24 protein-coding genes are annotated in these 26,479 nt (G+C 68.7%); 14 read left to right on the forward strand and 10 right to left on the reverse strand.

Going from position 1 to position 26,479, the window contains the following annotated elements:
- Positions 1–75: 75 nt before the first annotated feature.
- Positions 76–2,712, reverse strand: coding sequence for a transglycosylase domain-containing protein (locus tag Q4F04_RS03805; RefSeq protein WP_303368499.1), 2,637 nt, complete (start codon positions 2,710–2,712; stop codon positions 76–78).
- A 396-nt stretch (positions 2,713–3,108) separates the two neighbouring features.
- Here Q4F04_RS03805 and Q4F04_RS03810 point away from each other — a divergent pair, with 396 nt between their 5' ends.
- A complete protein-coding gene (locus tag Q4F04_RS03810; protein ID WP_303368524.1) occupies positions 3,109–4,401 on the forward strand; it encodes an ammonium transporter in 1,293 nt (430 codons plus the stop codon).
- A 140-nt stretch (positions 4,402–4,541) separates the two neighbouring features.
- On the opposite strand, the gene Q4F04_RS03815 is transcribed toward Q4F04_RS03810, so the two are convergent.
- Positions 4,542–5,543: a polyprenyl synthetase family protein gene (locus tag Q4F04_RS03815; protein ID WP_303368500.1), complete on the reverse strand. Its 1,002-nt coding sequence runs from the start codon at positions 5,541–5,543 to the stop codon at positions 4,542–4,544.
- A 73-nt stretch (positions 5,544–5,616) separates the two neighbouring features.
- On the opposite strand from Q4F04_RS03815, the gene Q4F04_RS03820 reads away from it, so the two are divergent.
- From Q4F04_RS03820 to phoB, 9 genes are all read left to right on the forward strand, one after another.
- Positions 5,617–5,823, forward strand: coding sequence for a DUF2007 domain-containing protein (locus Q4F04_RS03820; protein WP_303368501.1), 207 nt, complete (start codon positions 5,617–5,619; stop codon positions 5,821–5,823).
- Positions 5,820–6,563, forward strand: coding sequence for a tRNA1(Val) (adenine(37)-N6)-methyltransferase (locus Q4F04_RS03825; protein ID WP_303368502.1), 744 nt, complete (start codon positions 5,820–5,822; stop codon positions 6,561–6,563). Before Q4F04_RS03820 ends, Q4F04_RS03825 begins: the two co-directional genes overlap by 4 nt.
- Positions 6,564–6,630: 67 nt before the next feature.
- Positions 6,631–6,795 (forward strand): YdcH family protein, encoded by a 165-nt coding sequence (locus Q4F04_RS03830; protein ID WP_303368503.1) that lies wholly within the window; start codon positions 6,631–6,633, stop codon positions 6,793–6,795.
- Positions 6,796–7,017: 222 nt separating this feature from the next.
- Positions 7,018–8,049, forward strand: a complete 1,032-nt coding sequence (locus Q4F04_RS03835) for a substrate-binding domain-containing protein (RefSeq protein ID WP_303368504.1) — start codon at positions 7,018–7,020, stop codon at positions 8,047–8,049.
- 98 nt (positions 8,050–8,147) lie between these two features.
- Positions 8,148–9,329, forward strand: coding sequence for a phosphate ABC transporter permease subunit PstC (gene pstC / locus Q4F04_RS03840; protein WP_303368505.1), 1,182 nt, complete (start codon positions 8,148–8,150; stop codon positions 9,327–9,329).
- Positions 9,326–10,693 (forward strand): phosphate ABC transporter permease PstA, encoded by a 1,368-nt coding sequence (gene pstA, locus Q4F04_RS03845; RefSeq protein ID WP_303368506.1) that lies wholly within the window; start codon positions 9,326–9,328, stop codon positions 10,691–10,693. The genes pstC and pstA overlap by 4 nt, the downstream gene beginning before the upstream one ends.
- A 23-nt stretch (positions 10,694–10,716) precedes the next feature.
- A complete protein-coding gene (gene pstB / locus Q4F04_RS03850; protein ID WP_303368507.1) occupies positions 10,717–11,520 on the forward strand; it encodes a phosphate ABC transporter ATP-binding protein PstB in 804 nt (267 codons plus the stop codon).
- Positions 11,521–11,531: 11 nt separating this feature from the next.
- Entirely contained in the window at positions 11,532–12,266 is a 735-nt protein-coding gene (gene phoU / locus Q4F04_RS03855; RefSeq protein WP_303368508.1) for a phosphate signaling complex protein PhoU, read from the forward strand.
- A 32-nt stretch (positions 12,267–12,298) separates the two neighbouring features.
- Positions 12,299–12,988: a phosphate regulon transcriptional regulator PhoB gene (gene phoB / locus Q4F04_RS03860; protein ID WP_303368509.1), complete on the forward strand. Its 690-nt coding sequence runs from the start codon at positions 12,299–12,301 to the stop codon at positions 12,986–12,988.
- Between the two features lie 254 nt (positions 12,989–13,242).
- Here phoB and Q4F04_RS03865 read toward each other — a convergent pair whose 3' ends face one another.
- The 5 genes from Q4F04_RS03865 to queA all read right to left on the reverse strand — a co-directional run bounded on the left by Q4F04_RS03865 (position 13,243) and on the right by queA (position 18,604).
- Entirely contained in the window at positions 13,243–14,025 is a 783-nt protein-coding gene (locus Q4F04_RS03865) for an endo alpha-1,4 polygalactosaminidase (protein WP_303368510.1), read from the reverse strand.
- 259 nt (positions 14,026–14,284) lie between these two features.
- Entirely contained in the window at positions 14,285–15,676 is a 1,392-nt protein-coding gene (gene lpdA / locus Q4F04_RS03870; RefSeq protein WP_303368511.1) for a dihydrolipoyl dehydrogenase, read from the reverse strand.
- Between the two features lie 38 nt (positions 15,677–15,714).
- Positions 15,715–16,299: a DUF924 family protein gene (locus Q4F04_RS03875; RefSeq protein ID WP_303368512.1), complete on the reverse strand. Its 585-nt coding sequence runs from the start codon at positions 16,297–16,299 to the stop codon at positions 15,715–15,717.
- The gene (locus tag Q4F04_RS03880; RefSeq protein WP_303368513.1) at positions 16,296–17,549 is read right to left on the reverse strand and encodes an MFS transporter; all 1,254 of its coding nucleotides are present in this window, start codon (positions 17,547–17,549) and stop codon (positions 16,296–16,298) included. Before Q4F04_RS03880 ends, Q4F04_RS03875 begins: the two co-directional genes overlap by 4 nt.
- Positions 17,543–18,604: a tRNA preQ1(34) S-adenosylmethionine ribosyltransferase-isomerase QueA gene (gene queA / locus Q4F04_RS03885; protein ID WP_303368514.1), complete on the reverse strand. Its 1,062-nt coding sequence runs from the start codon at positions 18,602–18,604 to the stop codon at positions 17,543–17,545. The genes Q4F04_RS03880 and queA overlap by 7 nt, the downstream gene beginning before the upstream one ends.
- 116 nt (positions 18,605–18,720) lie before the next feature.
- Here queA and hisC point away from each other — a divergent pair, with 116 nt between their 5' ends.
- Both hisC and Q4F04_RS03895 read left to right on the forward strand, forming a co-directional pair.
- Entirely contained in the window at positions 18,721–19,818 is a 1,098-nt protein-coding gene (hisC, locus tag Q4F04_RS03890; RefSeq protein ID WP_303368515.1) for a histidinol-phosphate transaminase, read from the forward strand.
- Positions 19,815–20,747: a prephenate/arogenate dehydrogenase family protein gene (locus Q4F04_RS03895; protein WP_303368516.1), complete on the forward strand. Its 933-nt coding sequence runs from the start codon at positions 19,815–19,817 to the stop codon at positions 20,745–20,747. Before hisC ends, Q4F04_RS03895 begins: the two co-directional genes overlap by 4 nt.
- Here the strand turns inward: Q4F04_RS03895 and Q4F04_RS03900 are convergent.
- The gene (locus Q4F04_RS03900) at positions 20,744–21,754 is read right to left on the reverse strand and encodes a DUF2125 domain-containing protein (protein ID WP_303368517.1); all 1,011 of its coding nucleotides are present in this window, start codon (positions 21,752–21,754) and stop codon (positions 20,744–20,746) included. The two genes, Q4F04_RS03895 and Q4F04_RS03900, sit on opposite strands and share 4 nt — an antisense overlap.
- 61 nt (positions 21,755–21,815) lie before the next feature.
- Here Q4F04_RS03900 and Q4F04_RS03905 point away from each other — a divergent pair, with 61 nt between their 5' ends.
- Positions 21,816–22,361, forward strand: coding sequence for a gamma-glutamylcyclotransferase (locus Q4F04_RS03905; RefSeq protein WP_303368518.1), 546 nt, complete (start codon positions 21,816–21,818; stop codon positions 22,359–22,361).
- On the opposite strand, the gene Q4F04_RS03910 is transcribed toward Q4F04_RS03905, so the two are convergent.
- Positions 22,358–23,299: a glycosyltransferase gene (locus tag Q4F04_RS03910; RefSeq protein WP_303368519.1), complete on the reverse strand. Its 942-nt coding sequence runs from the start codon at positions 23,297–23,299 to the stop codon at positions 22,358–22,360. The genes Q4F04_RS03905 and Q4F04_RS03910 overlap by 4 nt on opposite strands.
- Before the next feature lie 87 nt (positions 23,300–23,386).
- Here Q4F04_RS03910 and rnr point away from each other — a divergent pair, with 87 nt between their 5' ends.
- Positions 23,387–25,645: a ribonuclease R gene (rnr, locus tag Q4F04_RS03915; protein WP_303368520.1), complete on the forward strand. Its 2,259-nt coding sequence runs from the start codon at positions 23,387–23,389 to the stop codon at positions 25,643–25,645.
- A 244-nt stretch (positions 25,646–25,889) separates the two neighbouring features.
- On the opposite strand, the gene Q4F04_RS03920 is transcribed toward rnr, so the two are convergent.
- Positions 25,890–26,479, reverse strand: a 590-nt coding sequence (locus tag Q4F04_RS03920; protein WP_303368521.1) for a phosphoenolpyruvate carboxykinase (ATP), incomplete at its 5' end; no start/stop codon positions are given.

Genomic DNA, 26,479 nt, shown 5'->3' on the forward strand with positions numbered 1-26,479 from the left:
ATGGCCTGTCACCCCGCCGCGGAACGGACGGGGCAGCCCCCAATCATCCCATCTTTTTCATCTGCAGGGACCGGATCAGTTCAGGCCGGGAATGCCGCGCAGCGCCTGCATCAGCGCATCGTCGGCCGATGCGTCGCTTGCCAGATCGGCAGGGGCGGGCAGCGTGGCGCCTGCTTCCGCGACCGCGGCCTCCATGGCGACATTGCCAGGGGCGCCGCTTGGCCGGTCCGAACTGCTGATCGTCGCGGCCGCGGTGCGCGGCGGCGGCGAAGGGGCAGGCTCGGAGGGCGGGGCCGGGTTGTCCCCCGCTTCGGTGATCGGGCCGGACCGGACCGGCACGGGGGCCGGAACCGGGGCAGGCGGCGGTGCCGAAGGCGCGGGTTCGGCGAAGAACACCGGCTCGGGTGCGGGTTCGGGCTGTCCCATCGCCTCGGCGAGGGCCGCGGCCAGCGGGTCCACGCTGCCGTCGGGCGAGGTCGTGACGATCGGCGCGGCATCGACCGGCATCCCCGTCGCATCGCTGGGCAGGGCCACATCGGCCACGCGGCCGTCCACCGGCTGCGCCGCCGCCACTGCCTGCGCCAACGCGGCGGCCAGCGGGTCGTCGGCATCGGCCGACACGATGTCCCCCGCCACGATCAGGTTGCCCGCCGCGTCCGGCGCGATCACGCCCAGCGGCTTGGCGGGCAGGCCCTCGTGGATCTCGGCCATCACCGCCTGCCAGATCTCGGCCGGCAGGCCGCCGCCAGTCACGCCCTGCAGCGGCGTGTTGTCGTCATAGCCCATCCAGACGCCGGTCACATATTGCTCGGTGAAGCCGATGAACCAGGCATCCCGATAGGACGAGGTCGTCCCGGTCTTGCCCCCGACCTCGCGCCCCGGCAGCTTCGCCCGCCCGCCGGTGCCGTTTTCGACCACCTGCTGCATCATCCAGATCAGCTCGGACGCGGCCTTGGGCGAGATGACGCGCTGCCCCATGCCCCCGACCTGCCCGATCAGCGGCTTGTCATCGCCCTTGATCCGCAGCTCGACCAGCCCGTAGGGGCGCACCGCCGTGCCGCCATTGCGGATGCCCGCATAGGCGCCGGTCATCTCCAGCAGCGTGGTTTCGGCAACGCCCAAGCCCATCGAGGGGCTGGCCATGATGTCGCTGGCGAGGCCGAAGTCCCGCGCCACCCGGCGGACGTTGTCGCGGCCCACGGCTTCCTGCAGGCGGATGGTCGAGGTGTTGATCGACTTCGAGAAGGCCGTCGTCAGGGTGATCTCGCCCATGTGGTTGCGGGTGTAGTTCTTGGGCGTCCAGGGCTTCGAACCCTTGATGTGGATCGTGATCGGCGCGTCGAGGATGGTGTCGTTGGGCGAATAGCCCTGGTCCAGAGCCGCCGCGAAAACGAAGGGCTTGAAGGCCGAACCTGTCTGCCGCTTGGCCTGCGTGGCACGGTTGAAGGTGCCGACCGTATTCGTCTCGCGTCCGCCGAGCATCGCCCGCACCGCGCCGTCGGCCGACATCACCACCACCGCCGCCTGCGCCTTGGACCCGTCCTTCACCTTCTCGTCGAAGATGCGCTGCAGCGCCCTTTCGGCCTGCCGCTGCACGGTCTGGTCGAAGGTGGTGGTGATAGTCACGTCCTCGGTCGTTTCCGAGGTCAGGAATCCGGGGCCGGATTCCATCACCCAGTCGGCGAAATAGCCGCCTGCGCGGGCCGCCGCCGCGCGCGACAGGACGGCGGGATTCGCGCGGGCCTCGGCCAGTTGCGCGTCGTCCAGATAACCCTGCTCGTGCATCAGCCCGAGGATCAGGTTCGCCCGGTCCTGCGAACGCTGAAGGTTCGAGGTGGGCGCGAAATAGCTGGGCGCCTTTAGCAGGCCGGCCAGCATCGCCGCCTCGGCCGCGTTCACCTCGGCCGCGGACTTGCCGAAATAGCGCTGCGCCGCGGCCTCGAAGCCGCGGGCGCCGGCGCCCAGGTAGCTGCGGTTCATGTAGATGTTGAGGATGTCGTCCTTGGAATACCGGGCCTCCATCGCGAGGCTGTAGGGGATCTCCTTCACCTTGCGCCACAGCGAGGACTTGCGGCAGTCGGCCTCGTATTCGGCCTCGGACTTCCACTTGATGGGGTCGAAGCCCTCGCCCAGGCACAAAAGCTTCGACACCTGCTGGGTGATGGTGGACCCGCCGTTGCCTTCCAGCGGGCCGCGGCCCTCGGCCATGTTGATCTTGATGGCGCTAGCGATGCCGCGCGGGTCGACGCCCAGGTGGCCGTAGAAGCGCTTGTCCTCGGTCGCGACCACGGCGTTGCGCAGCACTGGCGCGATCTGGTCGGCGTTGGTGGTGTTGTAGGTTTCCCCGCGCCAGGCAAAGACGCGGCCGTCGCGGTCCAGCATCGTGACCGATCCGCGCGCGCGTCCGTCGAACAGCGCCTGCGGGGCGGGCAGGGTGGAATAGTAATAGGCGACCGCAAGGCCGAGGATCAGCGCCAGAGTCGCCCCCGTCCGCCAGAACGAGCCCCAGGCGACGCGCCAGAACAGCGACACCGTGCCGGTCACACCGCGCGTGACGAAGTTCCCGCGCCGGGGCGGACGGTTGGGCTTGGGCGGCGCGCGGCGCTGCGCCTGCTGCGGCGGCAGCCCGCCGCCCGAGGGCGCCTGCGCGTCGGAAGGGGCGGCATAGCGCCGGTCGGCGGCAAGGCGCCGGGGCTTGTCGGGTTTCTTCATGCCTGCATCCAATGGGCCGTTCCCCGGCCTTTTCGTCCGCCCACATATAGCAGTTGGCCTTGCTTGAGAACACGGCACTTGGGGCTGCGCACCCAGACGTGACCTGCCCTTTTATCGCGCATTTTTCCCGGAATTTGCCGCAAGGCCGCGCAAAACCTGCCTGATGCCGGCTGCAATCCGCCTGCTGCTGGACGCGGAACGGGCAGTTGCCGCGTGATCGGGCCCATGGGCGGGCCGGCGCAAGGGCCTGCCGCAAACGACGAGGACATGCCGATGAGCCAGATCTTACCCCCTTCGAGCGCGCAGTCTGCGGGCCATGGAACAAGGACCTTCCGCAAGCCAGCCACTGCCGGCACGGCGCTGGCGACGGCGCTGGCCTTCCTGGTCGCCGGCGCGATGCCTGCCTTGGCGCAGGTCGCGCCCGAGGCGCCTGCGCCCGTGATGGACAAGGGCGACGCGGCCTGGGTGATGATCTCGGCGGTGCTGGTGATGATGATGACCCTGCCGGGACTGGCGCTTTTCTACGGCGGGCTGGTCAGGTCGCGCAACGTGCTGTCGGTGCTGATGCAGGTGCTGTCGGTCTTCGCGATCATGTCGATCCTCTGGGTCGTCGTCGGCTACTCGCTGGCCTTCACCGGGTCCGAGGGCGATGCGGCAGGCCCGCTGACCCCCTTCATCGGCGGTCTGGGCAAGGCGTTCCTGGGCGGCGTCACCCCGGATTCGCTGGTCGATACCTTCACGGCGGGCGTCCAGATCCCGGAATACGCCTTTGTGGCCTTCCAGATGGCCTTTGCCTGCATCGCGCCCGCGCTGATCGTCGGGGCCACGGCCGAGCGGCTGAAGTTCCCCGCCATCCTCACCTTTGTCACGATCTGGTTCCTGCTGTCCTACCTGCCGATGGCCCACATGGTCTGGTGGAGCGGCGGCTACCTGTTCGCCCATGGCGCGCTGGACTTCGCGGGCGGCACCGTCATCCACATCAACGCGGGCGTGGCAGGGCTGGTCGCCGCGATGGTCGCGGGTCCCCGCCTCGGCTACGGGCGCGAGCCGATGGCGCCGCACAACCTGTCCATGACGATGATCGGCGGCTGCCTGCTGTGGATCGGCTGGTTCGGCTTCAACGCAGGGTCCAACCTCGAAGCCAACGGCCTGACGGCGCTGGCCATCATCAACACGGTCGTGGCGACCTCGGCGGCGGCGCTGGCCTGGGCCGGGGGCGAGTGGGCGATGCGCGGCCATCCCTCGCTGCTGGGCGGGGTCTCGGGCGCCATCGCCGGGCTGGTCGGGATCACCCCGGCGGCGGGCTTCGTCGGGCCGATGGGCGCCATCGCGATCGGGATCGTGGCGGGGCTGGCCTGCCTCTGGGTGGTGGTCTCGCTCAAGCGGCGCATCGGCGTGGACGACAGCCTCGACGTCTTCGGCATCCACGGCGTGGGCGGCATCGTCGGCGCCATCCTGACGGGCGTCTTCGTCGCGCCCTCGCTGGGCGGCACCGGCCTCGACGGCTATGCGATGGGTCCGCAGGTCTGGGTGCAGGCGCTGGGCGTCATCATCTGCATCGCCTGGTCTGGCATCGTGTCCTTTGCCGCCGCCCACCTGATCCGCATGACCATCGGCCTGCGCGTCTCGGTCAGTGACGAGCGGCAGGGCCTCGACCTGACGACCCATGGCGAGAACGCCTATAACTGAGGCAGAAGCCCAGAGCAGGAAGGCCCGGCATCGCGCCGGGCCTTTTTCATGGCAGATGCAGCAATCAGATGTGTCTGTCTTTCGGCTGGAAATATCCCGGGATCGTCGTATACGAGATGGGGCAGAGCCCCGGTCTTGCCTTACGCCACCCGCGCGACGACGAAATCCGCAAGCTCGGCCAGCAGCCCGCGGATCTCTCCCTCCGGCAGCGCCTGCAGCGCCTTGCGCCCGCGTGCGGCCCAGTCCAGCGCATCGGCCCGCGAGACCTCGATGGCGCCGTGGCGGGCCAGAATCGCCAGCGCCTGTTCAAGGTCGCCGTCGCACTGGTCGCCCTTCTCGATGGTGCGCTGCCAGAAGGCGCGCTCCTCGGTATCCGCCTGCGCCACCGCCTTGATGACGGGCAGCGTCAGCTTGCGCTCGCGGAAGTCGTCGCCCACGTTCTTGCCGATGACCTCGGCCGTGCCGCTGTAATCGAGGATGTCGTCGACGATCTGGAAGGCGATCCCCAGCGCATCGCCGTAATCGTAAAGCGCCTGTACATGCGCCTCGGTGCCCCCCGCGATCACGCCGCCTACCTCGGTCGCGGCGGAAAACAGCGCGGCGGTCTTGCCGCGGACGACCTGCAGGTAGATGTCCTCGTCGGTCTTCAGGTCCTGCGCCGCGGTCAGTTGCAGCACCTCGCCCTCGGCGATCACGGCCGAGGCGTTGGACAGGATGGACATGACCCGCATGTTGCCGGTCTCGGTCATCAACTGGAAGCTGCGGGCGAAAAGGTAATCGCCGACCAGCACGCTGGACTTGTTGTCCCACAGCAGGTTCGCGGTCGGGCGGCCCCGGCGTTGGCGGCTTTCATCCACCACGTCGTCATGCAGCAGGGTGGCGGTGTGGATGAACTCGACCGTGGCGGCGAGCAACTGGTGATGCGTGCCCTGATAGCCCAGCAGCCGGGCGGCGGCGATGGTCAGCAGGGGCCGCAGCCGCTTGCCGCCGGCGCCGACGAGGTGGGCGGTGACCTCGGGGATGCGCGGGGCGTGGCGGCTTTCCATCCGGCGGCGGATCAGGGCGTCCACCGCCCCCATGTCCTCGGCCAGCAGCGCGGCCAGGCGGTCCAGCGGTTTCGCCACGGTTTCGTTCACACCCATGAGAGCACCCCTTTTCGTCGCGCCCCTTGCCATGTCGTGGACAGTTTCGCAACCGCGCCATAGCGTGGCGCCGATGAAGGAAGTCCTGCGCACCACCGATCCCCTGACCATCACCCGTGCCGAGGGCCTGCTGGCGGCCGAGGGAATCACCGCCTTCCAGTTCGACCAGCACATGAGCGTGCTGGAAGGCTCGATCGGCATCCTGCCGCGCCGGCTGATGGTGGCCGACCGCGACCATTTCATAGCCAGGGCGATCCTGCGCGATCACGGGATCGGATGACCCGCGACGACGCCTTCCTGGGCGGGCGGCTGGTGCTGCGCCAGCCCGCGCGTGGCTATCGCGCGGGTGCGGATGCGGTGATGCTGGCCGCCGCCTGCCCGGCGCAGGCGGGCCAGCGCGTGCTGGAGCTTGGCTGCGGGGCAGGGGTCGCGCTTTTCTGCCTGGGCGCGCGGGTGCCGGGACTGGACCTGACGGGGCTGGAACGGCAGGCGGAACTGGCCGACCTCGCGCGGCACAATGCGGCCGCGACCGGCATCCCTGCCCGCATCCTCGGCGGCGATCTTGCCCGGATGACCGCCGGATTGCGGGCCGAGGCCTTTCACCATGTCATCGCCAACCCGCCCTTCTTTGCCACCGGCACCCCCGCCGCCCACGATGGCCGCGCGCAGGCCCGGCACGAGGACACGCCGCTCGAGGCATGGATCGACGCGGGCCTGCGCCGGCTGGTTCCCGGCGGACGGCTGACGCTGATCCACCGGGCCGAGGCGCTGGATCGGATTCTCATCGCCCTCTCTGGCCGGGCCGGGGCGGCCTTTGTCCTGCCCATCGCCGCGCGGCAGGGCCGCGACGCGGGGCGCGTGATCGTCGCCGCCTGCAAGGGCGCGCGGGGGCCGCTGCGGCTGTGCCCGCCCTTCGTGCTGCATGAAAAACCGGTGCATGAGCGGGACGCAGAGGACCTGACGCCTGCCGCGCAGGCGGTGCTGCGACATGGGGCCGCCATCGACATCAAACCTTCATGAGCGGCGTGACAGGACAGGCGAATCATGCTGGACTGCCCTTCTCGACACCAGAGAAGGAGTATTCGGAATGTCGGTTCAGTCGCATGTCGCGGAACTGCGCAGGAAGCACCAGTCTCTCTCGGACCAAGTCGAACGCGCCCAGCGGGCGCCCGGGACGGACGACCTCAGCATCTCGACCATGAAGAAGGAGAAGCTGCGGTTGAAGGAGGAGATCGAGCGTCTTACCCAGTGACGCCGCGACCGGCCACCCTCGGGCCGCATGACCGGCATGTTTGGGGATCGGCGGAAACGCCGGTCCCTTTCGTTTTCGACGGACGGGGTAGCGGCTGATCGCGTCCGTCATGCGTCCGGCGCATGGGCGCTTCACGCCGCTGCCGCATTTCTGTCACATGAATGACATGAAGCGGGTCTAACCGGATGCAGGCCTTGAGGGCCCATACCGCAGGAGCTGCCAATGAACACCATGAAATTCTCTGCCTCGGCCCTGGCCATCCTGGCCGTCTCGGCCACGGCGGCCGCCGCACGCGACCAGATCCAGGTCGCGGGTTCATCCACCGTCCTGCCCTATTCGACCATCGTGGCCGAAGCCTTCGCCGAGAACATGGATTTCACCGCCCCCGTGGTCGAGGGCGGCGGCACCGGCGCGGGCCTCAAGCAGTTCTGCGCCGGCGTGGGCGAGAACACCCTGGACATCGCCAATGCCTCGCGCCCGATCCGCGAGGCCGAACTGGCCGAATGCCAGGCGAACGGCGTCACCGACATCATGGAAGTGCAGTTCGGCTATGACGGCATCGTCTTCGCCTCGGCGATCGGTGGCCCGGACTTCGTGCTGACGCCTGCCGATGTCTACAAGGCGCTGGCCGCCCAGGTCGTTGTCGACGGCCAGATGGCCGCCAACCCCGCCGCCACCTGGGCCGACGTGAACCCCGCGCTGCCCGCGCAGGAAATCACCGTCTATGTCCCCGGCACCAAGCACGGCACCCGCGAGGTCTTCGAGGAAAAGGTCATGGCTGCCGGCTGCGAGGAATCGGGTGCGCTGGAGGCGATGACCGCCATGTCCGACGAGGACACCGCCGAGGAAGCCTGCGTCGCCCTGCGCACCGATGGCCGCTCGGTCGACATCGACGGCGACTATACCGAAACGCTGGCCCGCATCGGCAGCAACCCCAACGGCATCGGCATCTTCGGCCTGTCCTTCTATGAAAACAACACCGACAAGCTGAAGGTCGCCACCATCAACGGCGTCGCCCCCTCGGTCGAAACCGTCGCCTCGGGCGAATATCCGGTGTCGCGCCCGCTGTTCTTCTACGTCAAGAAGGGCCACATCGGGGTGATTCCCGGCCTGAAGGAATATGCCGAGTTCTTCGTCGCCGACGCCATCGCCGGTCCCGGCGGCCCGCTGTCCGAATACGGCCTGGTGCCGGACCCGGAACTGGCCATCGTCCAGCAGGCGGTCGCCGACGAAACGGTGATGGCCGCGAACTGAGCCTCGCCTGAAGCCTTGCGGAAGGGCCGGAAACGGCCTTTCCCCTTCACGATCATCACGGCTGTTCAGCCGGTTTTTCGCCGCGTGCCCGAGGTCCGATGCCGCCCTTCTGGATAATGATCGCCGTCCTTGCCCTGGCCACAGCAGGCTTCCTGCTGGGACGAAGCCGCTCGATCCGCATGGTCGGGGGCAACACCCGCGTCCTGCATTCGCGGCCGACCTATCACGGCTGGAACGTCGTGCTGTTCACCGCGCTGCCTGCGCTGCTGCTGCTGGCGGTGACGCGCTTCCTTGATGCGCCCGGCTGGCTGATGTGGGCCGCCGTGGCCCTTGCGCTGGCGGGGTTTGCCTTCTCGCTGTCGCGCGTCGCGCCCGAGTTCCGAGCCCGCAACGTGGTCGAGCAGATCGTCCGCGGCATCCTGATCACCTGCTCGCTGATCGCCATCGCCACGACCGTCGGGATCGTGCTGTCGCTGGTCTTCGAATCGGCCCGCTTCTTCCAGATGTATCCCTGGCAGGACTTCTTCTTCGGGACCGAATGGACGCCCAGCTTCGGCGGGGGATCAAGGCTCGGGATGCTGCCGCTGCTGTGGGGCACGCTCTACATCTCGTTCATCGCACTGCTGGTCGCGGTGCCGGTCGGGCTGTTCGCCGCGATCTACATGTCGGAATACGCGACGCCCCGCGTGCGGTCCTTTGTGAAACCGCTGATCGAGGTTCTGGCGGGCATCCCGACCATCGTCTACGGCCTTTTCGCGCTGGTGACGGTCGGCCCGCTGCTGCGCGACTGGATTGCCCAGCCGCTGGGGTTGGGGTCCAGCGGCTCCTCGGTGATGACGGCGGGCCTTGTCATGGGGATGATGCTCATCCCCTTCGTCAGTTCGCTGTCGGACGACATCATCAACGCGGTGCCGCAGTCGCTGCGCGACGGCAGCCTTGCGATGGGCTCGACGCCCTCGGAAACCATCCGGCAGGTGGTTCTGCCCGCGGCCTTGCCCGGCATCGTGGGCGCCGTCCTTCTGGCCACCTCGCGCGCCATCGGCGAGACCATGATCGTGGTTCTGGGCGCGGGTGCCATGGCCAGGATCAGCGGCAACCCCTTCGAGGCGATGACCACCATCACCGTCAAGATCGTGGGCCAGCTGACCGGCGACAACGACTTCGCCAGCCCCGAGACGCTGGTGGCCTTTGCCCTTGGCCTGACGCTGTTCGTCATGACGCTGGGGCTGAACGTGCTCGCGCTTTACATCGTGCGGAAATACCGGGAGCAGTACGAATGACCGACGCCGCCACGCAGCCGCCCCGGCCGGTGAATCCCGCGCCCGCGAAGCCGCGCAAGTCGCTGCTGGTCGAGGACGCGCGCACCAAGCGCCGCAACGCCGCCGAACGACGGTTCCGCGCCTATGGCGTGACCGCCATCCTGCTGGCGATGGCCGCGCTGATGTTCCTGCTGTTCACGATCTTCCGCGACGGCAGCAGCGCCTTCTTCCAGACCTACGCCCGCATCCCTGTCGCCATCGAGGCCGAGGTCGTCGATCCGAACGGCAACCGCGACCCGGCCGAGATGCAGAAGGTCCTGACGATGAGCTACGGCAAGCTGCTGGAAAACGCGCTGGCGGCCTATGTCGAGACGAACGGGATCGAGATCGAGGGTCTGGCCGCCCGCGACCTGTCCAGCTTCTTTTCGTCCCAAGCCCGCGCCGACCTGCGCGACGCGGTGCTGGCGGACCCCGGACTGGTCGGCAGCGTGGTCGAGGTGCCGGCGATGACCTCGTCCCGCGTGGACGGGATGTTCAAGGGCCGCGTCACCCGCGAATCCGCTGCCATCGATGCCAAGACCTCGGTCGCGCAATACGACCTCGCCCTGGCGCTTGAGGAACGGGGCGACCTGCGCACGCGGTTCAACTGGGACTTCATCACCTCGACCGACAGTTCCGACACGCGCGCCGAGGCGGCGGGGCTGGGGGTCGCCATCATCGGCTCCTTCTACATGATGCTGATCGTGCTGGTGCTGGCGCTGCCCATCGGCGTCGCCGCCTCGATCTACCTGGAGGAATTCGCGCCGAAGAACCGGCTGACCGACACGATCGAGGTCAACATCTCGAACCTCGCCGCCGTGCCCTCGATCGTCTTCGGCATCCTCGGGCTTGCGGCCTTCATCAACTTCATGGGCCTGCCGCGATCCGCGCCCATCGTCGGCGGGCTGGTGCTGACGCTGATGACGCTGCCCACCATCATCATCTCGACCCGCGCCGCGCTGAAGGCGGTGCCGCCCTCTATCCGCGACGCGGCGCTGGGGGTGGGGGCCTCGCGGATGCAGACGATCTTCCACCATGTCCTGCCGCTGGCAATGCCCGGCATCCTGACCGGCACCATCCTCGGGCTGGCGCAGGCGCTGGGGGAAACCGCGCCGCTGCTGCTGATCGGCATGGTGGCCTTTGTCACGACCTATCCTTCGGCCCCGCCGGAAGGTTTCTTCGAGCCCGCCTCGGCCCTGCCGGTGCAGGTCTTCAACTGGACCCAGCGTGCGGACCCCGCCTTCTTCGAACGGGCCTCGGGCGCGATCATCGTGCTGCTGGGCTTTCTTCTGGCGATGAACCTGCTGGCCATCTACCTGCGCCGCAAGTTCGAGCGCCGCTGGTAAGTCCCGGAACAAAGGACCACATCATGAACGACATGCGATTGGCGGAGCGAACGGTGGACATCAACGCCCGGGATATCAAGTTCCAGTGCAAGGACGTGCAGGTCTATTATGGCGACAAGCACGCCATCAAGGACGTCAGCGTCGATATCCTGGACAAGACCGTGACGGCCTTCATCGGCCCCTCGGGCTGCGGCAAGTCCACCTTCCTGCGCTGCCTGAACCGGATGAACGACACGATCAGCGTGGCCCGCGTGCAGGGGCAGATGCTGCTGGACGGCGAGGACATCTATGACCGCCGCGTGGACCCGGTGCAGTTGCGCGCCCGCGTCGGCATGGTGTTCCAGAAGCCCAACCCTTTCCCCAAGTCGATCTATGACAACGTGGCCTATGGCCCGCGTATCCACGGGCTCGCGCGCAACAGGGCCGAGCTTGACGAGATCGTGGAAAAGGCGCTGCGCGGCGCGGCCCTGTGGAACGAAGTCAAGGACCGGCTGCAGGAAACCGGCACCGGCCTGTCAGGCGGCCAGCAGCAGCGGCTGTGCATCGCGCGGGCCGTCGCGACCTCGCCCGAGGTGCTGCTGATGGACGAGCCCTGCTCGGCGCTGGACCCCATTGCCACCGCGCAGGTCGAGGAGCTGATCGACGAGCTGTGTTCGGAATATTCGGTGGTGATCGTCACCCATTCGATGCAGCAGGCGGCGCGGGTCAGCCAGAAGACCGCGTTCTTCCACTTGGGCAACCTGGTCGAATACGCCGACACCGACGACATCTTCACCCGCCCGCGCGACCCGCGGACGGAAAGCTACATCACCGGCCGGATCGGTTGAGGAGGGACGGAATGCACAGCGAAAAGCACATCCTTTCGGCCTTCGACCGCGACCTGGAGTCCATCCAGGCCGAGATCATGCGGATGGGCGGCATGGTCGAGGCGGCCATTTCCGAAGCCGCGCGCGCGCTGGAAACCCGTGACGAGGAACTGGCCGAGGAGGTCCGCCGCCGCGACCGCGCCATCGACCAGCTTGAACTGCAGGTGAACGAATCCGCCGCCCGGCTGATCGCGCTGCGGGCACCGACCGCGACCGACCTGCGGCTGGTGCTGTCGGTCATCAAGATCGCGGCCGCCCTGGAACGGGTGGGCGACTATGCCAAGAACATCGCCAAGCGCACGCACCAGCTTGCGCAGATGCCGGTGATCCCCGGCGGCGGCGTCTCGCTGCGCCGGATGGCCGAGGCGGTCGAGGAGATGCTGCGCGACGCTTTGGACAGCTACGTCCAGCGGGACGCGGCGCTGGCCGCCGACGTGCGGGCGCGCGACCTGGAAGTGGACCAGATGTACAACGCGCTGTTCCGCGAGTTCCTGACCCACATGATGGAGGACCCGCGCAACATCACCGCCTGCATGCACCTGCATTTCATCGCCAAGAACATCGAGCGCATGGGCGACCACGCCACCTCGATCGCCGAGCAGGTGCTGTATCTGGTGTCGGGCGAATTGCCCGACGAACCCCGGCCCAAGGGCGACAACGTCGCCACCCACCCGATCGATCCCGTCATTCCCGACCGTCGGGGCTGACGGGCCAGCCCCCGCGGCGAAAGGAGTCCGAGATGAGCGTCCAGCAACCCTGTGTCCTTCTGGTTGAAGACGAGGGCGCCCAGCGCGAGGTCCTGACCTACAACCTCGAATCCGAGGGCTTCCGCGTGGTCGGGGCCGAGACCGGCGACGAGGCCATGCTGCTGGTCTCCGAGGAGGCGCCCGACCTGATGGTGCTGGACTGGATGCTGCCGAACGTCTCGGGCATCGAGATCTGCCGCCGCGTCAAGGCCGATCCCGGCACCCGCCACATCCCCATCATCATGCTGTCCGCCCGCTCGGACGAAAGCGACCGCGTCCGCGGCCTGGAAACCGGCGCCGACGACTATGTGGTGAAGCCTTATTCGGTCGTGGAACTGATGGCCCGCGTCCGCACCCAGCTGCGCCGCACCCGCCCCACGACGATGGGCGAGCGCCTCAGCTTCGAGGACATCCTTCTCGATTCGGGCGAGCACCGCGTCTTCCGGGCTGGCCAGCCCCTGCACCTCGGCCCGACCGAGTTCCGCCTGCTGTCCACCCTGATGGAACGCCCCGGCCGCGTCTGGACCCGCGAGCAACTGCTGGACCGCGTCTGGGGCCGTGACATCTACGTGGACAGCCGCACCATCGACGTCCATGTGGGTCGGCTGCGCAAGGCGCTGATGGCGAACGGCGGCTCGAACCCGGTGCGGACCGTGCGCGGGACAGGCTATGCGCTGGGGTGAGACGGGGGCGATCCCGGGCCTGAAGGAAAGCTGCATGATCGCCTGTCTTCGGCGGCATTGCTGAAGAGGAAAGCCGCGCACCCTTTGCAGGACGGCTGGACCTCTTGCGGCGGCGCGTGGATGGCCTGTCTGCCGGCAGGCAGTGTCGTTCGGGCGGCAGCGCGCGGGGGCCGCAAGAAGGGCAGGTGGCTCCGCCGCTCGATCCAGCGAGGGCAGTCCAGGTGGACGGACCGCCGAAAGATCGGGGCGAAGGTTCAGCGGCAGGTCTCGTGGTGATGGCCCGGCGCCCCTGCCGGAGCCAGTTCCCGGTCGCGCAGCACGACCGATCCCGTCCGGCCCCGTTCACGGCAGGCGCGCTCGAAACCCGTGCGGGGCGTGTCGGTATATTCGATCTCAAGGACATGCGGGCCATAGACCTCGGCATAGCTGCCACATTCCCCATAGACCTCGCAGGATTCGGCGATGGCAAAGCCGAAGCCCGCCGCCCGGCCCGCCGTTCCCAGTTCGACCGCATTCTTCTGCCCCGAGGCAAGGCCCAGCGCAGCCGCCCGTTCATTCACCATGCGGGCGAAATCGAGGTTGTCGGCTGTCGTGAGCAGCCCGCTCGACCGCGAGAAGCTGTCGAGATTGTCAGCCTCGATGGCGTCATACCCGGCAGAGGCGCAGCCCTGCAGCCACGGAGTCATGAGGTCCAGCAACGCCTTGCGCTTGCTGGCCGAGCCCGTGTCTAGCAGCAACTCGCCCGGCCAGTTTCGATCCTCGACGGGCAGGCCGTCCCGGTGCAGGATCAGGCCGGGGTGGGTTGCAAGCCACCATGCCGTCTCGTCTGGCTGGGTCTGGAAGGCGTTGACGTAGCAGATGTTGTAAAGCCCCGTTGCGGGCGGGTCCTTGCGGTCGCGGCTGACGATCCGCGTGCCCGGCGGCGGCGCATAGGCGCCGCCCAACTGGCTGTCATAGGCCCCTCCCGCAGGAGGCAAGAGCGGCTCTGCCGCCAGCGGCGCAGCGCTGACCAGCAGAGCGAGGATCGCAAGCCTCATCCGCCTGCCCCTTGCCTGCTGACCTGATCCTGCCGCCGCCGGATGCAAGCACCGCCAGGGGATGGGAACTGCCTGCATGATGCGTCTTGCCGCCGGATCATCGCGGGCGTGTTCCAGGCCACATCGGCTGACAGCATCTTTCCCGTTATCGTGATTCCAGCCCGGCGACAGCCGGCGCTGCGTGATGGCGCAGGGTCACGTTCCCCCAAAACGAATGCTGCGGCAAGCGAGGGGATACCTCAGCTTGCGCGGGGCGACTTCAGAAGTGGATCACCCGCCCATAGGCGTCCAGCACCGATTCATGCATCATCTCGCTCAGGGTCGGATGCGGGAAGACGGTATGCATGAAGTCTTCCTCGGTCAGTTCCGCCGTCTTGCCGACGGTGTAGCCCTGGATCAGTTCCGTCACCTCGGCGCCGACCATGTGGGCGCCCAGAAGCTCGCCGGTCTTCGCGTCGAACACCGTCTTCACCATGCCGTCGGGTTCGCCCAGCGCGATGGCCTTGCCGTTGCCCATGAAGGGGAAGCGGCCGACGCGGACCTCGTGGCCCAGTTCCTTCGCCTTTGCCTCGGTCAGCCCGACCGAGGCGACCTGCGGCTGGCAATAGGTGCAGCCGGGGATGTCCGAGGGCTTGACCGGATGCGCGTGCTTGCCCGCGATCAGTTCGGCCACCATCACGCCCTCGTGGCTGGCCTTGTGCGCCAGCCAGGGCGCGCCCGCGACGTCGCCGATGGCGTAAAGGCCGTCCACCCCGGTGCGGCAGTATTCGTCGGTCAGCACATGGGTGCGGTCGATCCTGACGCCCAGTTCCTCCAGCCCCAGCCCCTCGACATTGCCCACGATGCCGACGGCGGAAATCACCGTGTCGAAGTCGTGGGTCTCGGTCTTGCCGCCGGCCTCGATATGGGCAGTCACGGTCTGGCCCTTGCGGTCGAGCTTTTTGACCGCGGATTTCTCCATGATCTTCATGCCCTGCTTGACGAACTGCTTCTTGGCGAAGGCGCTGATCTCGGCGTCCTCGACGGGCAGGACGCGGTCCATGACCTCGACCACGGTGGTATCGGCGCCCAGCGTGTTGAAGAAGCTGGCGAACTCGATCCCGATGGCGCCTGAGCCAATCACCAGCAGCTTTTTCGGCATCCGCTTGGGCACCAGCGCGTGCTTGTAGGTCCAGACCAACTCGCCATCCGCCTCCAGCCCCGGCAGTTCGCGCGCCCGCGCGCCGGTCGCCAGCACAACCGACTTGGCCGCCAGTTCCTCGACGCCCTTGTCCGTCTTGACGGAAACCTTGCCGGGGGCGGTCAGCCTGGCCTCGCCCATCAGCACCGTGACCTTGTTCTTCTTCAGCAGGTGTCCGACGCCGCCTGCCAACTGCTTGGCGACCCCGCGCGAGCGTTGCACCACGGCGTCCAGGTCATAGCCGATGTCGCCCGCCTTCAGCCCGAAGTCTTTGGCCCGTTCCATCAGGTGAAAGACCTCGGCCGAGCGCAGCATGGCCTTGGTCGGGATGCAGCCCCAGTTGAGGCAGATGCCGCCCAGATGCTCGCGTTCGACGCAGGCGACCTTGAGGCCCAATTGCGCCGCGCGGATCGCGCAGACATATCCGCCGGGGCCCGCCCCGATCACCACCACGTCGAAATCTTGCGCCATCGGAACCTCCTGCGGGACGTTGCGCCAGATTTGCAGGCTCAGGGCAGATCGGCAAGCGACAGCTTGCCGGATACCAGCGCGCCGTAGCCGCCCGCCTCCATCACCATGCGCTCGGATTCCGTGGGGATGCGGCCCAGCGCCTCGTTGCGCCAGGGAAAGCGGCCGAACTTCGCGATGGTGTCGCGGTGGATCTCGGCATGGATCTGGTTCTCGCCCGGCATCCGTTCGGCGAAAAGCGCGACGGCGCGCTGCTGGTCGGGCAGCTCCTCGCTGTGCTCGAAGGGCAGGTAGAAGAACTGCCGTGCGGGTTCCGGGGTGGCGAGGTCATGGCCTGCCTCGATCGCCTTGCGGGCGATGCGCAGCGCCAGCGGGTCGGTCGAATAGGCCCGCGCGTCGTTTCGGAACATGTTGCGCGGGAACTGGTCGGTCAGGATCAGCGCGGCCAGCGCCCCTTCGGCCGCGCCCGACCATTCGGCGGCCAGCTGGGGGGCGTCGATCCATGCGGCCATGAAGCGGTCGCGCACCGTCCGGTCCAGATCGTCGCTCTGGGTATACCAGCCTTTCGGCCCGACCTCGTCGATCCAGAAGCGGATGATCCCGGCCGGCGTGACTTCGGTGGTCATGGCGTGCTCTCCTGCGATGTGGGGGTGCTGTCGCCGGCCTCGGCCAGCGCGGTCTCGACGGCGAAGGTGGTGGCGCTGGGTGACAGGACCGCAAAGTTCTGGTCGACATCGGGGGTGGCGCGCTGCGTCATCCGCCAGCCGCCGTAAAGGCTCAGCGCCCCCAGCAGGACGGCGATATAGACCCAGAAGCCTTCCGGCCCGATGGCGGCCATCAGCCAGCCGGTCAGGATTGGCCCGAAGACCGATCCCATCCCGTTGATGAGAAGCAGCCCCGCCGAGGCCGCCGCCATGTCCGCGGTGTCGAGGAAGTCGTTGGTATAGGCGATCAGCAGCGCATAGATCGGGTTTGCGACCCCGCCCACCAGCGCCGCCGCCAGCAGGTAGCCCCAGATGCCGATTTCGCTTGCCGCGACGACCGCCGCGACGCCCGTGCCGAAGACCGCCAGCACCGTGATCAGCACCCGCCGGTCCAGCCGGTCCGACAGCCAGCCGATGGGATATTGCGCGAAAAGCCCGCCGATCCAGATCGCCGCGACAAAGGCCGAGATCTCGCGCACCGACATGCCGATGGTGGCCGCCCAGACCGCACCCATCCCCAGCACGGCCGCGAAGACCCCGCCGATCAGGAAGATGCCGACGCAGCCCAGCGGCGAGGCGCGGTAAAGCTGCCGCATGCTCATCGGCTTGATGGTCTCGAACCGCGGCGCGGGGACCTGCGCCAGCAGGATCGGGGTGAATGCCACCGACACCAGCACCGAGGGGATCACGAACAGCATCCAGCCGCCCGGATCGCCCACGTTCATCAGCACCTGCCCGCTGACGAGGCCCAGCATCTGGACGATGAAATAGGTGGACATGGCCTGCCCCCGGGTCTCGTTCGCGGCGCTGGCGTTCACCCAGCTTTCGGCGGTGATGTAGACCCCGCAGAAGCAGAAGCCGATCAGCAGCCGCAGAAGCGCCCAGGCGATCCAGTGCGGGATGGCGGCATAGACGATCAGCACCGCCGAGATCAGCGAGGCGAGCGCCGCGAAGACCCGCACATGGCCCACGCGCTGGATCATCCCCGGCACGATCCGGCTGCCCAGCACGAAGCCGCCGAAATAGCCGGCCATGACGACGGACATCTGGGTGGTCGGGATGCCCTCGATCTGCCCGCGGATGCCCAGCAGCGTGCCCTGCATCCCGTTGCCGACCATCAGCATCAGGATGCCCAGCAGCAGGGGCCAGGTCGAGCGCAGGACGGTCAGCATGATTCACCGGGAAGCAGAAGCGAGGCGTCGCCGTAGCTGAAGAACCTGTAGTTTTCCTGAACGGCATGGGCATAGATGGCGCGGATGCGGTCCGTTCCCATCAGCGCCGAGACCAGCATCATCAGCGTCGATTTCGGCAGGTGGAAGTTCGTCATCAACCCATCGGTGACGCGGAAGCGGTAGCCGGGGCGGATGAAGATGTCGGTCTGCCCGTCGAAGGGGCGGACGCGGCCGGCTTCATCCGCCGCCGATTCGATCAGCCGCAGGGCGGTGGTGCCGACGGGAATCACGCGCCGGCCTTCCGCCCTGGCCGCGTTGATCGAGGCGGCGGCTTCCTCCGTCACGATACCGCGCTCGGCGTGCATCTTGTGCTGGCTCACGTCGTCGGTCTTGACCGGCAGGAAGGTGCCCGCGCCGACATGCAGCGTGACATGGACCCGCTGGACGCCTATCCTGTCCAGCGCCGCCAGCAGGGGTTCGTCGAAATGCAGGCTCGCGGTCGGGGCGGCGACGGCGCCGGGGCGTTCCGCCCAGACGGTCTGGTAGTCGGTACGGTCCTGTTCGTCCGGTGCCCGCAGCGCGGCGATATAGGGGGGCAGGGGCATCGCGCCGACCTGCGCCAGGGCGGCGTCGAAGGCTTCCCCCTCGGCATCGAAGGACAGCGTCAGCCCGGCCTCGGCGATTGCCTCGACGCGGGCAGACAGCGCCTCGCCGAAGCGGATGGTCTCGCCCTGCCGCAGCTTGCGCAGGGGTTTCGCCAGCGCCTGCCACCGGCCGCCGGGGGCGGGTTCCAGCAGCGTGACCTCGATCCGCGCGGTGGCGGGGCCTTGCGCAGAATCGCGGATGCGGGTGCCGGTCAGGCGGGCGGGGATCACGCGGGTGTCGTTCAGGACCAGCAGGTCGCCGGGCCGCAGGAACGCGGGCAGGTCGCTGACGCGGGCATCGGTGATGGCGTCCCCCCGTGCCACCAGCAGCCGCGCGGAACTGCGCGGGCGGGCGGGACGGGTGGCGATCAGCCGCTCGGGCAGGTCGAAGTCAAAGTCGGACAGGCGCATGACCGCCTTGTCGGCGGGGGCGCGGGCAGGGTCAACAGGGGCCGCGCGGTCCCCAGCCCCTTTCCATCGCGCGCCCGCTTGCCTAAGACGCCGGCAGCACAGCCGAGAGCCTTTCCATGACCCAGACGCCCCCCCTTCAGGTCACGCCCCAACCCGGCATCATGGAGATCGCGCTGTACGAGGCCGGCAGCGCCACGCTGTCGGGCCGCAGCGACGTGCTGAAACTCAGTTCCAACGAAAACCCCTTCGGCCCCTCGGCGAGTGCCCGCGAGGCGGTGGCCCATGCGGCGCAGGCGATGCACCGCTACCCCCCGACCGACCATGCGCATCTGCGGGCGGCGATCGGCGAGGTCCACGGCCTCGACCCCGACCGGATCATCTGCGGCGTGGGCTCGGACGAGATCATCCATTTCCTCTGCCAGTCCTACGCCGGACCGGGGACCGAGGTGCTGTTCACCGAACACGGTTTTTCCATGTACCGGATCAGCGCGCTGGCGGCCGGGGCCACCCCGGTCGAGGCCCCGGAACGCGAGCGGACGACCGACATCGACGCCCTGATCTCGGCGGCGACGCCCCAGACGCGGCTGGTCTTCGTCGCCAACCCCAACAACCCGACCGGCACGATGATCGAGACGGCAGAGCTTGAGCGGCTGGCCCAAGCTGTGCCGCAGGCGATCCTTGTGATCGACGCGGCCTATGCTGAATACGTCAGCGCCGACTTCGACGGCGGGGCGGAACTGGCGACGCGCCTGCCCAACGTCGTGATGACGCGGACCTTCTCGAAGATCTACGGCCTCGGTGGCTTGCGGGTTGGCTGGGGCTATGGCCCGCGTCAGATCATCGACGTGCTGAACCGCATCCGCGGTCCCTTCAACCTGTCGAACGTCGCGCTGGAGGGGGCCGAGGCCGCTGTCCGCGACCGATCCCACGTGGACCACGCGCGGGCCGAGAACGCCCGGATGCGCGACTGGCTTTCCGCGGCGCTCGCCCGGAACGGGGTTCCCTCGGACCCCTCGCACGCGAACTTCATCCTCGCCCGCTTCGCCGACGAGGCGACCGCCACCGCCTGCGATGCCGCGCTGCGCGAGGACGGCATCATCGTCCGCCGCGTCGGCGGCTACGGGTTGCCGCAATGCCTGCGGATCACCATCGGGGACGAGGCCGCCTGCCGCCGCGTGGCGCAGGTCGTCGGCCGGTTCATGGCCGCGCGATGAGCAGCGGGCCGATCTTCCAGCGTGTCGCCCTGATCGGCCTCGGCCTGATCGCGGGCTCCATGTCGCTGGCCATGCGCGAGGGCGGGCTTGCCGCCCGCGTCGTGGGCTATGCCCGCTCACCCGAGACGCGCGACACGGCGCGCGAGATCGGGCTGGTGGACGAGGTGGCCGAGACTGCCGCCGAGGCCGTCAAGGGCGCGGACCTGATCGTGCTGGCCGTCCCGGTCGGCGCAATGGGCGAGGTCGCCGCCGAGATCGCACCGCACCTGGCGCCCGGCGCGATCCTGACGGACGTGGGCTCGGTCAAGCAGTCGGTCATCGACGCGGTCGGTCCCCATGTCCCCCAAGGCATCCATTTCATCCCCAGCCACCCGCTTGCCGGGACGGAACATTCCGGCCCCCGCTCGGGCTTCGCCACGCTGTTCCAGAACCGCTGGTGGCTGCTGACGCCACTGCCTGACAGCGATCCGGCCGCGGTCGGGAAACTCTCGGCGCTGGTCCGGGCAATGGGCGCCAATGTCGAGACGATGGAGGCCCCGCACCACGATCTCGTGCTGGCCGTGACCAGCCATGTGCCGCACCTGATCGCCTATACGGTGGTCGGCGTCGCCGACCACCTGCGCCGCGTCACCGAATCCGAGGTGATCCGCTATTCCGCCGCGGGCTTCCGCGACTTCACCCGCATCGCCGCCTCGGACCCGACGATGTGGCGCGACGTGTTCCTGCACAACAAGGACGCGACCCTCGACATCCTCGGCCGCTTCGCCGAGGAGCTGTTCGTCCTGCAGCGCGCCATCCGCATGGGTGATGGCGAGCATCTGCACAAATACTTCACCGGCACCCGCGCGATCCGGCGCGGCATCATCGAGGCAGGGCAGGACACCGCCGCCCCCGACTTCGGCCGGGCGGCGGTCAAGGACCGCGCCTAGGCCGGGAACAGCGGCGCCTCGCCCAGGGGCAGGGGGCCGAGGAAGGCCTTGCCGTCGCGGAAGATCAGCGGCACGCGCAGCTCGCCCTTTGCGGGCTCGGCCGGGGCGGGGACGCCCGCGGGCAGCTCGACGGGCATTTCGGCCGCCTGCTGCAGCGCGGTATCGGCCAGCGCCACGGTAACGGCCGGGATGGCGCCCAGATCGGCGGCGAGTTGCAGCCAGGCGCGGGCGTCGGTGGTGTAGACGAAGGCCGCGCCCTCGGCCCGGCCGTCATCGCCCGCCCGGACCGTGCCCGCAAGGCGCAGCGACTGGTCGCCCAGGGTCAGCGTCACGCCGTCCGACGACACGCCCACCAGTTCCGGCAGCGGCGCATCCGCCGCCTGTCGGAAGGGCGCGGTCAGGAAGACCCGCGCGGCGCCCTCGACGGAAATGGCGCGGTCGGCCAGCGCGGGCGGACGGGGCAGCAGGCCCATGCCCGTCAGGTCGCGCAGTCGGCCGCCAAGCTCGTAGGCCGCGCGGGCCGTGCGGGGCGCGGTGGCCCCCATCGCCACCAGCTGCGCCTGCGCGTCCAGGCCCTCCAGCAAGGGGTGGCCCTCTATCGCCACGGGTCCGCTGGCGGCTGCCACCCGGCTGATCGCCATGTCGCTGCCCGGCGAGACGCGCATGGACAGCACCGCCTCCGCCGCCGTCACCGCCAGCGGGCGGCCCATCACGGGCAGGGTCATGGTAGAGGGCAGGGCCGCGTGGAACTGGGTGGGCGAGGTCGGCGCGGCCCAAAGCTCGACGGCCGGCAGAACGGCCTCGCCGGCGGGCGTGGCGATCTCGACCCCGGTCAGGCCAAGGCCGATCCGGTCGATCTCGCGCAGGGGCGTGACCGAGGCGGCCTCGATCCGGGGGTCCTCGGCGATCATGGCCTGCGCCTTGCGCGCAAGCCAGGTCTCGCCCCCCAGCCAGGCGCCGGCCACGGTCCCGCCGATCAGCAGCATCAGGATCACCAGAGTCCGCACGGCGCCTCTCTTGAAATCATGCGTCTCTCGCCTAACCTGCAGGCGAGGGAAAGGGCAAGCGATGGATGACGGCTTCTGGGTGTTCGGCTACGGCTCATTGATGTGGGCGCCCGAGTTCCCGGTGGCGGAATCGGTCATCGCCCAAGCCGACGGCTGGCGGCGCAGCTTCTGCCTGCGGTCCGTCACCTACCGGGGGACCGAGGCCTGCCCCGGCCTTGTCCTGGGGCTGGAACCGCATCCGGGTCAGGACTGCACCGGCCTTGCCCTGCGGGTCGAGAACGCGCTGTGGCCCGAGGTGATCGCCGCCATCCGCGCCCGCGAACTGGTGACGCAGGCCTACCGCGAGACGCTGCTGCCGCTTGCGCTGGCCGATGGCCGCCGGGTCCGGGGGCTGACCTATGTCATGCGGCCCGGCCATGGGCAGTATGCCGGCGGCCTCAGCCTTGACGAGCAGGCGGCGATCATCGCGCTCGCCTGCGGCGGGCGGGGACCGAATGCGGATTACCTTTACAACACCGTCGCGCATCTGGCCGAACTGGGCATCCCCGACGACGATCTGGCCGACCTTGCCGCGCGGGTTCGGGCGTTGCGGGGTGCGGCCGCCTAGCGCGGGTCGAGCAGCGCGTATTCGTCGGGAAAGCGGTTCAGGTAATCCAGCATCGGCCCCGCCGCCCGCCATTGCCGCAGAAGCGCGCGGCCCAGGCGGCGGCGGTCGGGCCAGTGGCGGCGGTCCAGCCCCGCCTCGGCACCCTGCAGGACGGCATAGGGCGCGCGCCAGCGCATCGGCACGATGCCTTCCGACCGTTTCAGCCACGGCTTCTCCGGCCCGATGAAATGGACAAGGCAGGGGTCGGCCATGGCGGAAAGATGCGCCGAGGCCCAGGTGAACTGCCAGTTCCAGAGCGGGCTCATTTCGGCCCAGTCGCCGCGCAGCACGCCGTTCAGCAGCGCCTGATCGCGGCCTAGGCCCGCCAGATGCGTGCGGGCAAAGGCGGCGCAGCGGGCGGGCAGGTCCTGTCCGGTCCAGGCCTCGGTGTCCACCATCACCACGCCCGCGTTGAAATAGGGTGCGGCGGGCCAGCCGAGCCTTTTGAAATCCGGCACCCGCTTGCCGGGCTGGCGCCATTGCCGGTTGTCGCGCACCGCCGCCACGGCGCGGCCCCGCATGTCAGCGGCCATCAGCCGCCCCGGATCGCCGCGCTCGAACAGGATGTCTGCGTCCAGCACGAGGATGCGCCGCCACGTCCCCCGCAGCGCGCCCGCAAGGAAGACGTCCATGTAGGTGGCGACCGAGCGCCGCCCATCCAGCGGCAACGCCGCCTCCAGCGCCGCATCCCGCGCCGCGACATGACCCGCGCCCGCATCCGCCAGCGCGGGCGGCAGGTCCAGCGGCTCGGGCGAGCCGATCAGCACGTCGAAATCCCGCCTCGGCACGGCAAGCTGGCTTGCAACGACCGAGGCATAGGGCAGGTAGCCCGCGTCGCAGGCCACGATCACGGCACGGTCGGACAACTGCCGGAAGCCCGGCGAGATCACGGCATTCATGGCCCCGATTTCCACGGCTTGAAACCGAAAGGCAAGCGCGCGCTTTCCCCTCTAACCCTGCCGCGAGCGGCGTGATAGCGTGACACCATGGTCCAGATCCCTTCCCGCCAGCAGATCCTCGACTGGATCGCCGACAATCCCGACGCCACCGCCAAGCGCGACATCGCCAAGGCCTTCGGCATCAAGGGCAGCGACCGCATCGAGCTGAAGCGCATCCTGCGCGAGCTTGAGGACGAGGGCCTGCTGGAACGCCGCCGCCGCCATTACCGCGACCACGAGAAGCTGCCCCCCGTCAGCGTGGTGGAAATCCTGCCGCCCGACGCGGATGGCGACATCTTCGCGCGACCGCTGGAATGGCAGGGCACCGCCCCCATGCCGCGCATCCTCTACGCCCCGCGCAAGGCCGACCCTGCCGTTGGTGCGGGCGAGCGCGTGCTGGTCCGCCTGGCCGAGGTCGAGGGCGAGGATCACCAGTATCAGGCCCGCCTGATGCGCCGGATCGGCACGGCGCCCCACCGCGTCGTCGGAATCTTCCGCAAGGAAACCGAGGGCGGCCGGATCGTCCCCATCGACAAGGGCGTGGACCGCCAATGGCGCGTCCCCCTTGACGCCACCCAAGAGGCGCAGGACGGCGAACTGGTCGAGGCCGAGCAGATCAGTTCCCGCAATCGTATCGGCCTGCCGCAGGCGCGGATCATCGAGCGGCTGGGCGACCCTTCGGCCCCCCGCGCGGTCAGCCTGATCGCCATCCACCAGCACGGCATCCCCGACGACTTCCCCGACGCCGTGATGGCCGAGGCCGACGCGCAAAAGCCTGCCACCATGAAGGAGCGGGAAGATCTGCGGAACCTGCCCTTGGTCACGATCGACCCCGAGGACGCCCGCGACCACGACGACGCCGTGGCGGCGATGCCCGACGACGACCCGAGGAACGAAGGCGGCATGATCCTCTGGGTCGCCATCGCCGACGTGGCGCATTACGTCCGCCCGCAGTCCGCGCTTGATAAAGAAGCGCGGCACCGGGGCAATTCCACCTATTTCCCCGACCGCGTGGTGCCGATGCTGCCCGACGTTCTGTCGGGCGATCTGTGTTCGCTGCACGAAGGGTTGGACCGCCCCGTGATCGCCGTGCGGATGCGGATCGATTCGCAGGGCAACAAGATCGGACACGACTTCCACCGCGGGATGATGAACAGCCTCGCCTCGCTGTCCTACGAACAGGCGCAGGCGGCGGCGGACGGCAATCCCGACGAGCAGGCCGCGCCCCTGATGAACAGTGTGATCCGGCCCCTCTTCGCGGCCTACGACCTGCTCAAGGCCGCCCGCGCCCGCCGCCAGCCCTTGGACCTCGACCTGCCCGAGCGCCGGATCGAGCTGACCCCGGACGGCCGGGTGAAATCCGTGGCCTTCCGCGACCGCTTCGACGCCCACCGGCTGATCGAGGAGTTCATGGTGCTGGCGAACGTCGCCGCCGCCGAGGAACTGACCCGCCTGCGCCGCCCGCTGCTGTTCCGCGTCCACGAGGAGCCCAGCCCCGAGAAGCTGAACGCGCTGCGCGATGTGGCCGAGGCCTCGGGCTTCGCGCTGGCCAAGGGGCAGGTCCTGCAGACGAGCCAGTTGAACCGCCTGCTGGCGCAGGCGCAGGGGACCGACTTCGACGAACTCATCAACGTCAGTACCCTGCGGTCGATGACGCAGGCCTATTACAACGCAGAAAACCTTGGGCACTTCGGGCTGGCGCTGAAGAACTATGCCCATTTCACCTCGCCCATCCGCCGCTATTCGGACCTGATCGTGCATCGCGCGCTGATCTCAGGCCACGGTTGGGGCAAGGATGGCCTCTCCGCGCAGGACATCGAGACGCTGGAGGACACCGCCCAGCACATCTCGGACACCGAACGCCGCAGCATGGCGGCAGAACGCGACACGACCGACCGCTACCTCGCCGCCTACCTCGCCGACCGCGTAGGCTCCGAGTTCACCGGCCGCATCAGCGGCGTCCAGCGCTTCGGCGCCTTTGTCAAGCTGGACGAGACGGGGGCCGACGGCCTTCTACCCATCCGCGAGATCGGGCGCGAGTATTTCCACTTCGACCGCGATGCCCAGACGCTGGTCGGGTCCGACAGCGGCATGGTGATCGGCATCGGCCAGCGCGTGACGGTGCGCCTGGCCGAGGCGGTCCCGACCACCGGCGGACTGACGCTGGAACTGGTCGAGGTCGAGGGCCGCAGCATCGCCAAGGGCCCGCAGGGCCGCCGCGGCAAGCCCCCCCGCCGCCGCGACACCCAGAACGCCAAAGCCGGCGAGGCCCGCGCCCGCAAGCTGCGCCGCATCCGCAAGCGGTGATTTCCCGCAGGTAGCTGCGCCAGCGGGAACTAGCGCAGCAGCACAGGTGGACGACTTTCTTCGAGTCCTTGCAGGCCAGCCGGTCCCTCCGCGGCAAGGCAGGGCTCCGCCTGTGTGTTCTTCTTCGTGAAAATATCCCGGGATCGTCGTATCCGGCGATGGGGCAGTGCCCCGGTCCGGCGATGACGCAAAAGAAGAGGGCGGCTCCATTCGGAACCGCCCTTTCATCAGCTTGGAAGCGAAATCAGATCGCCGCGTCGCGGACGTCCTGATCGACCTTGTTCTCGTATTTTTGGAAGTTCTCGCGGAACATCCCCTTCAGCTTCTCGGCCTGCGCGTCGTAAGCCGCACCATCCGCCCAAGTCTGGCGCGGGTCCAGCAGCTTGTCCTCGACGCCCGGCACCGAAACCGGGACCTCGAAGCCGAAGTTCGGGTCGCGGCGGAACTCTACGCTGTTCAGCGATCCGTCCAGCGCAGCGGTCAGCAGCGCGCGGGTCGCCTTGATCGGCATCCGCGAGCCGGTGCCGAACGGACCGCCGGTCCAGCCGGTGTTGACCAGCCAGCAGACAGCGCCCGACTTCTCGATCCGTTCTTCCAGCAGACGCCCGTATTCCTCGGGCCGGCGCGGCATGAAGGGCGCACCGAAGCAGGTCGAGAATGTCGGCTGCGGTTCCACAACCCCGTCCTCGGTCCCGGGAGTCTTGGACGTGAAGCCCGACAGGAAGTGATACATCGCCTGCTGCGGCGTCAGCCGCGCGATCGGCGGCATCACCCCGTAAGCGTCCGAGGTCAGCATGATGACGTTCTTCGGCTGCCCCGCCATGCCGGTTTCGG

The sequence above is a fragment of the Paracoccus sp. (in: a-proteobacteria) genome, from assembly GCF_030536915.1.
Lineage (GTDB): Bacteria > Pseudomonadota > Alphaproteobacteria > Rhodobacterales > Rhodobacteraceae > Paracoccus.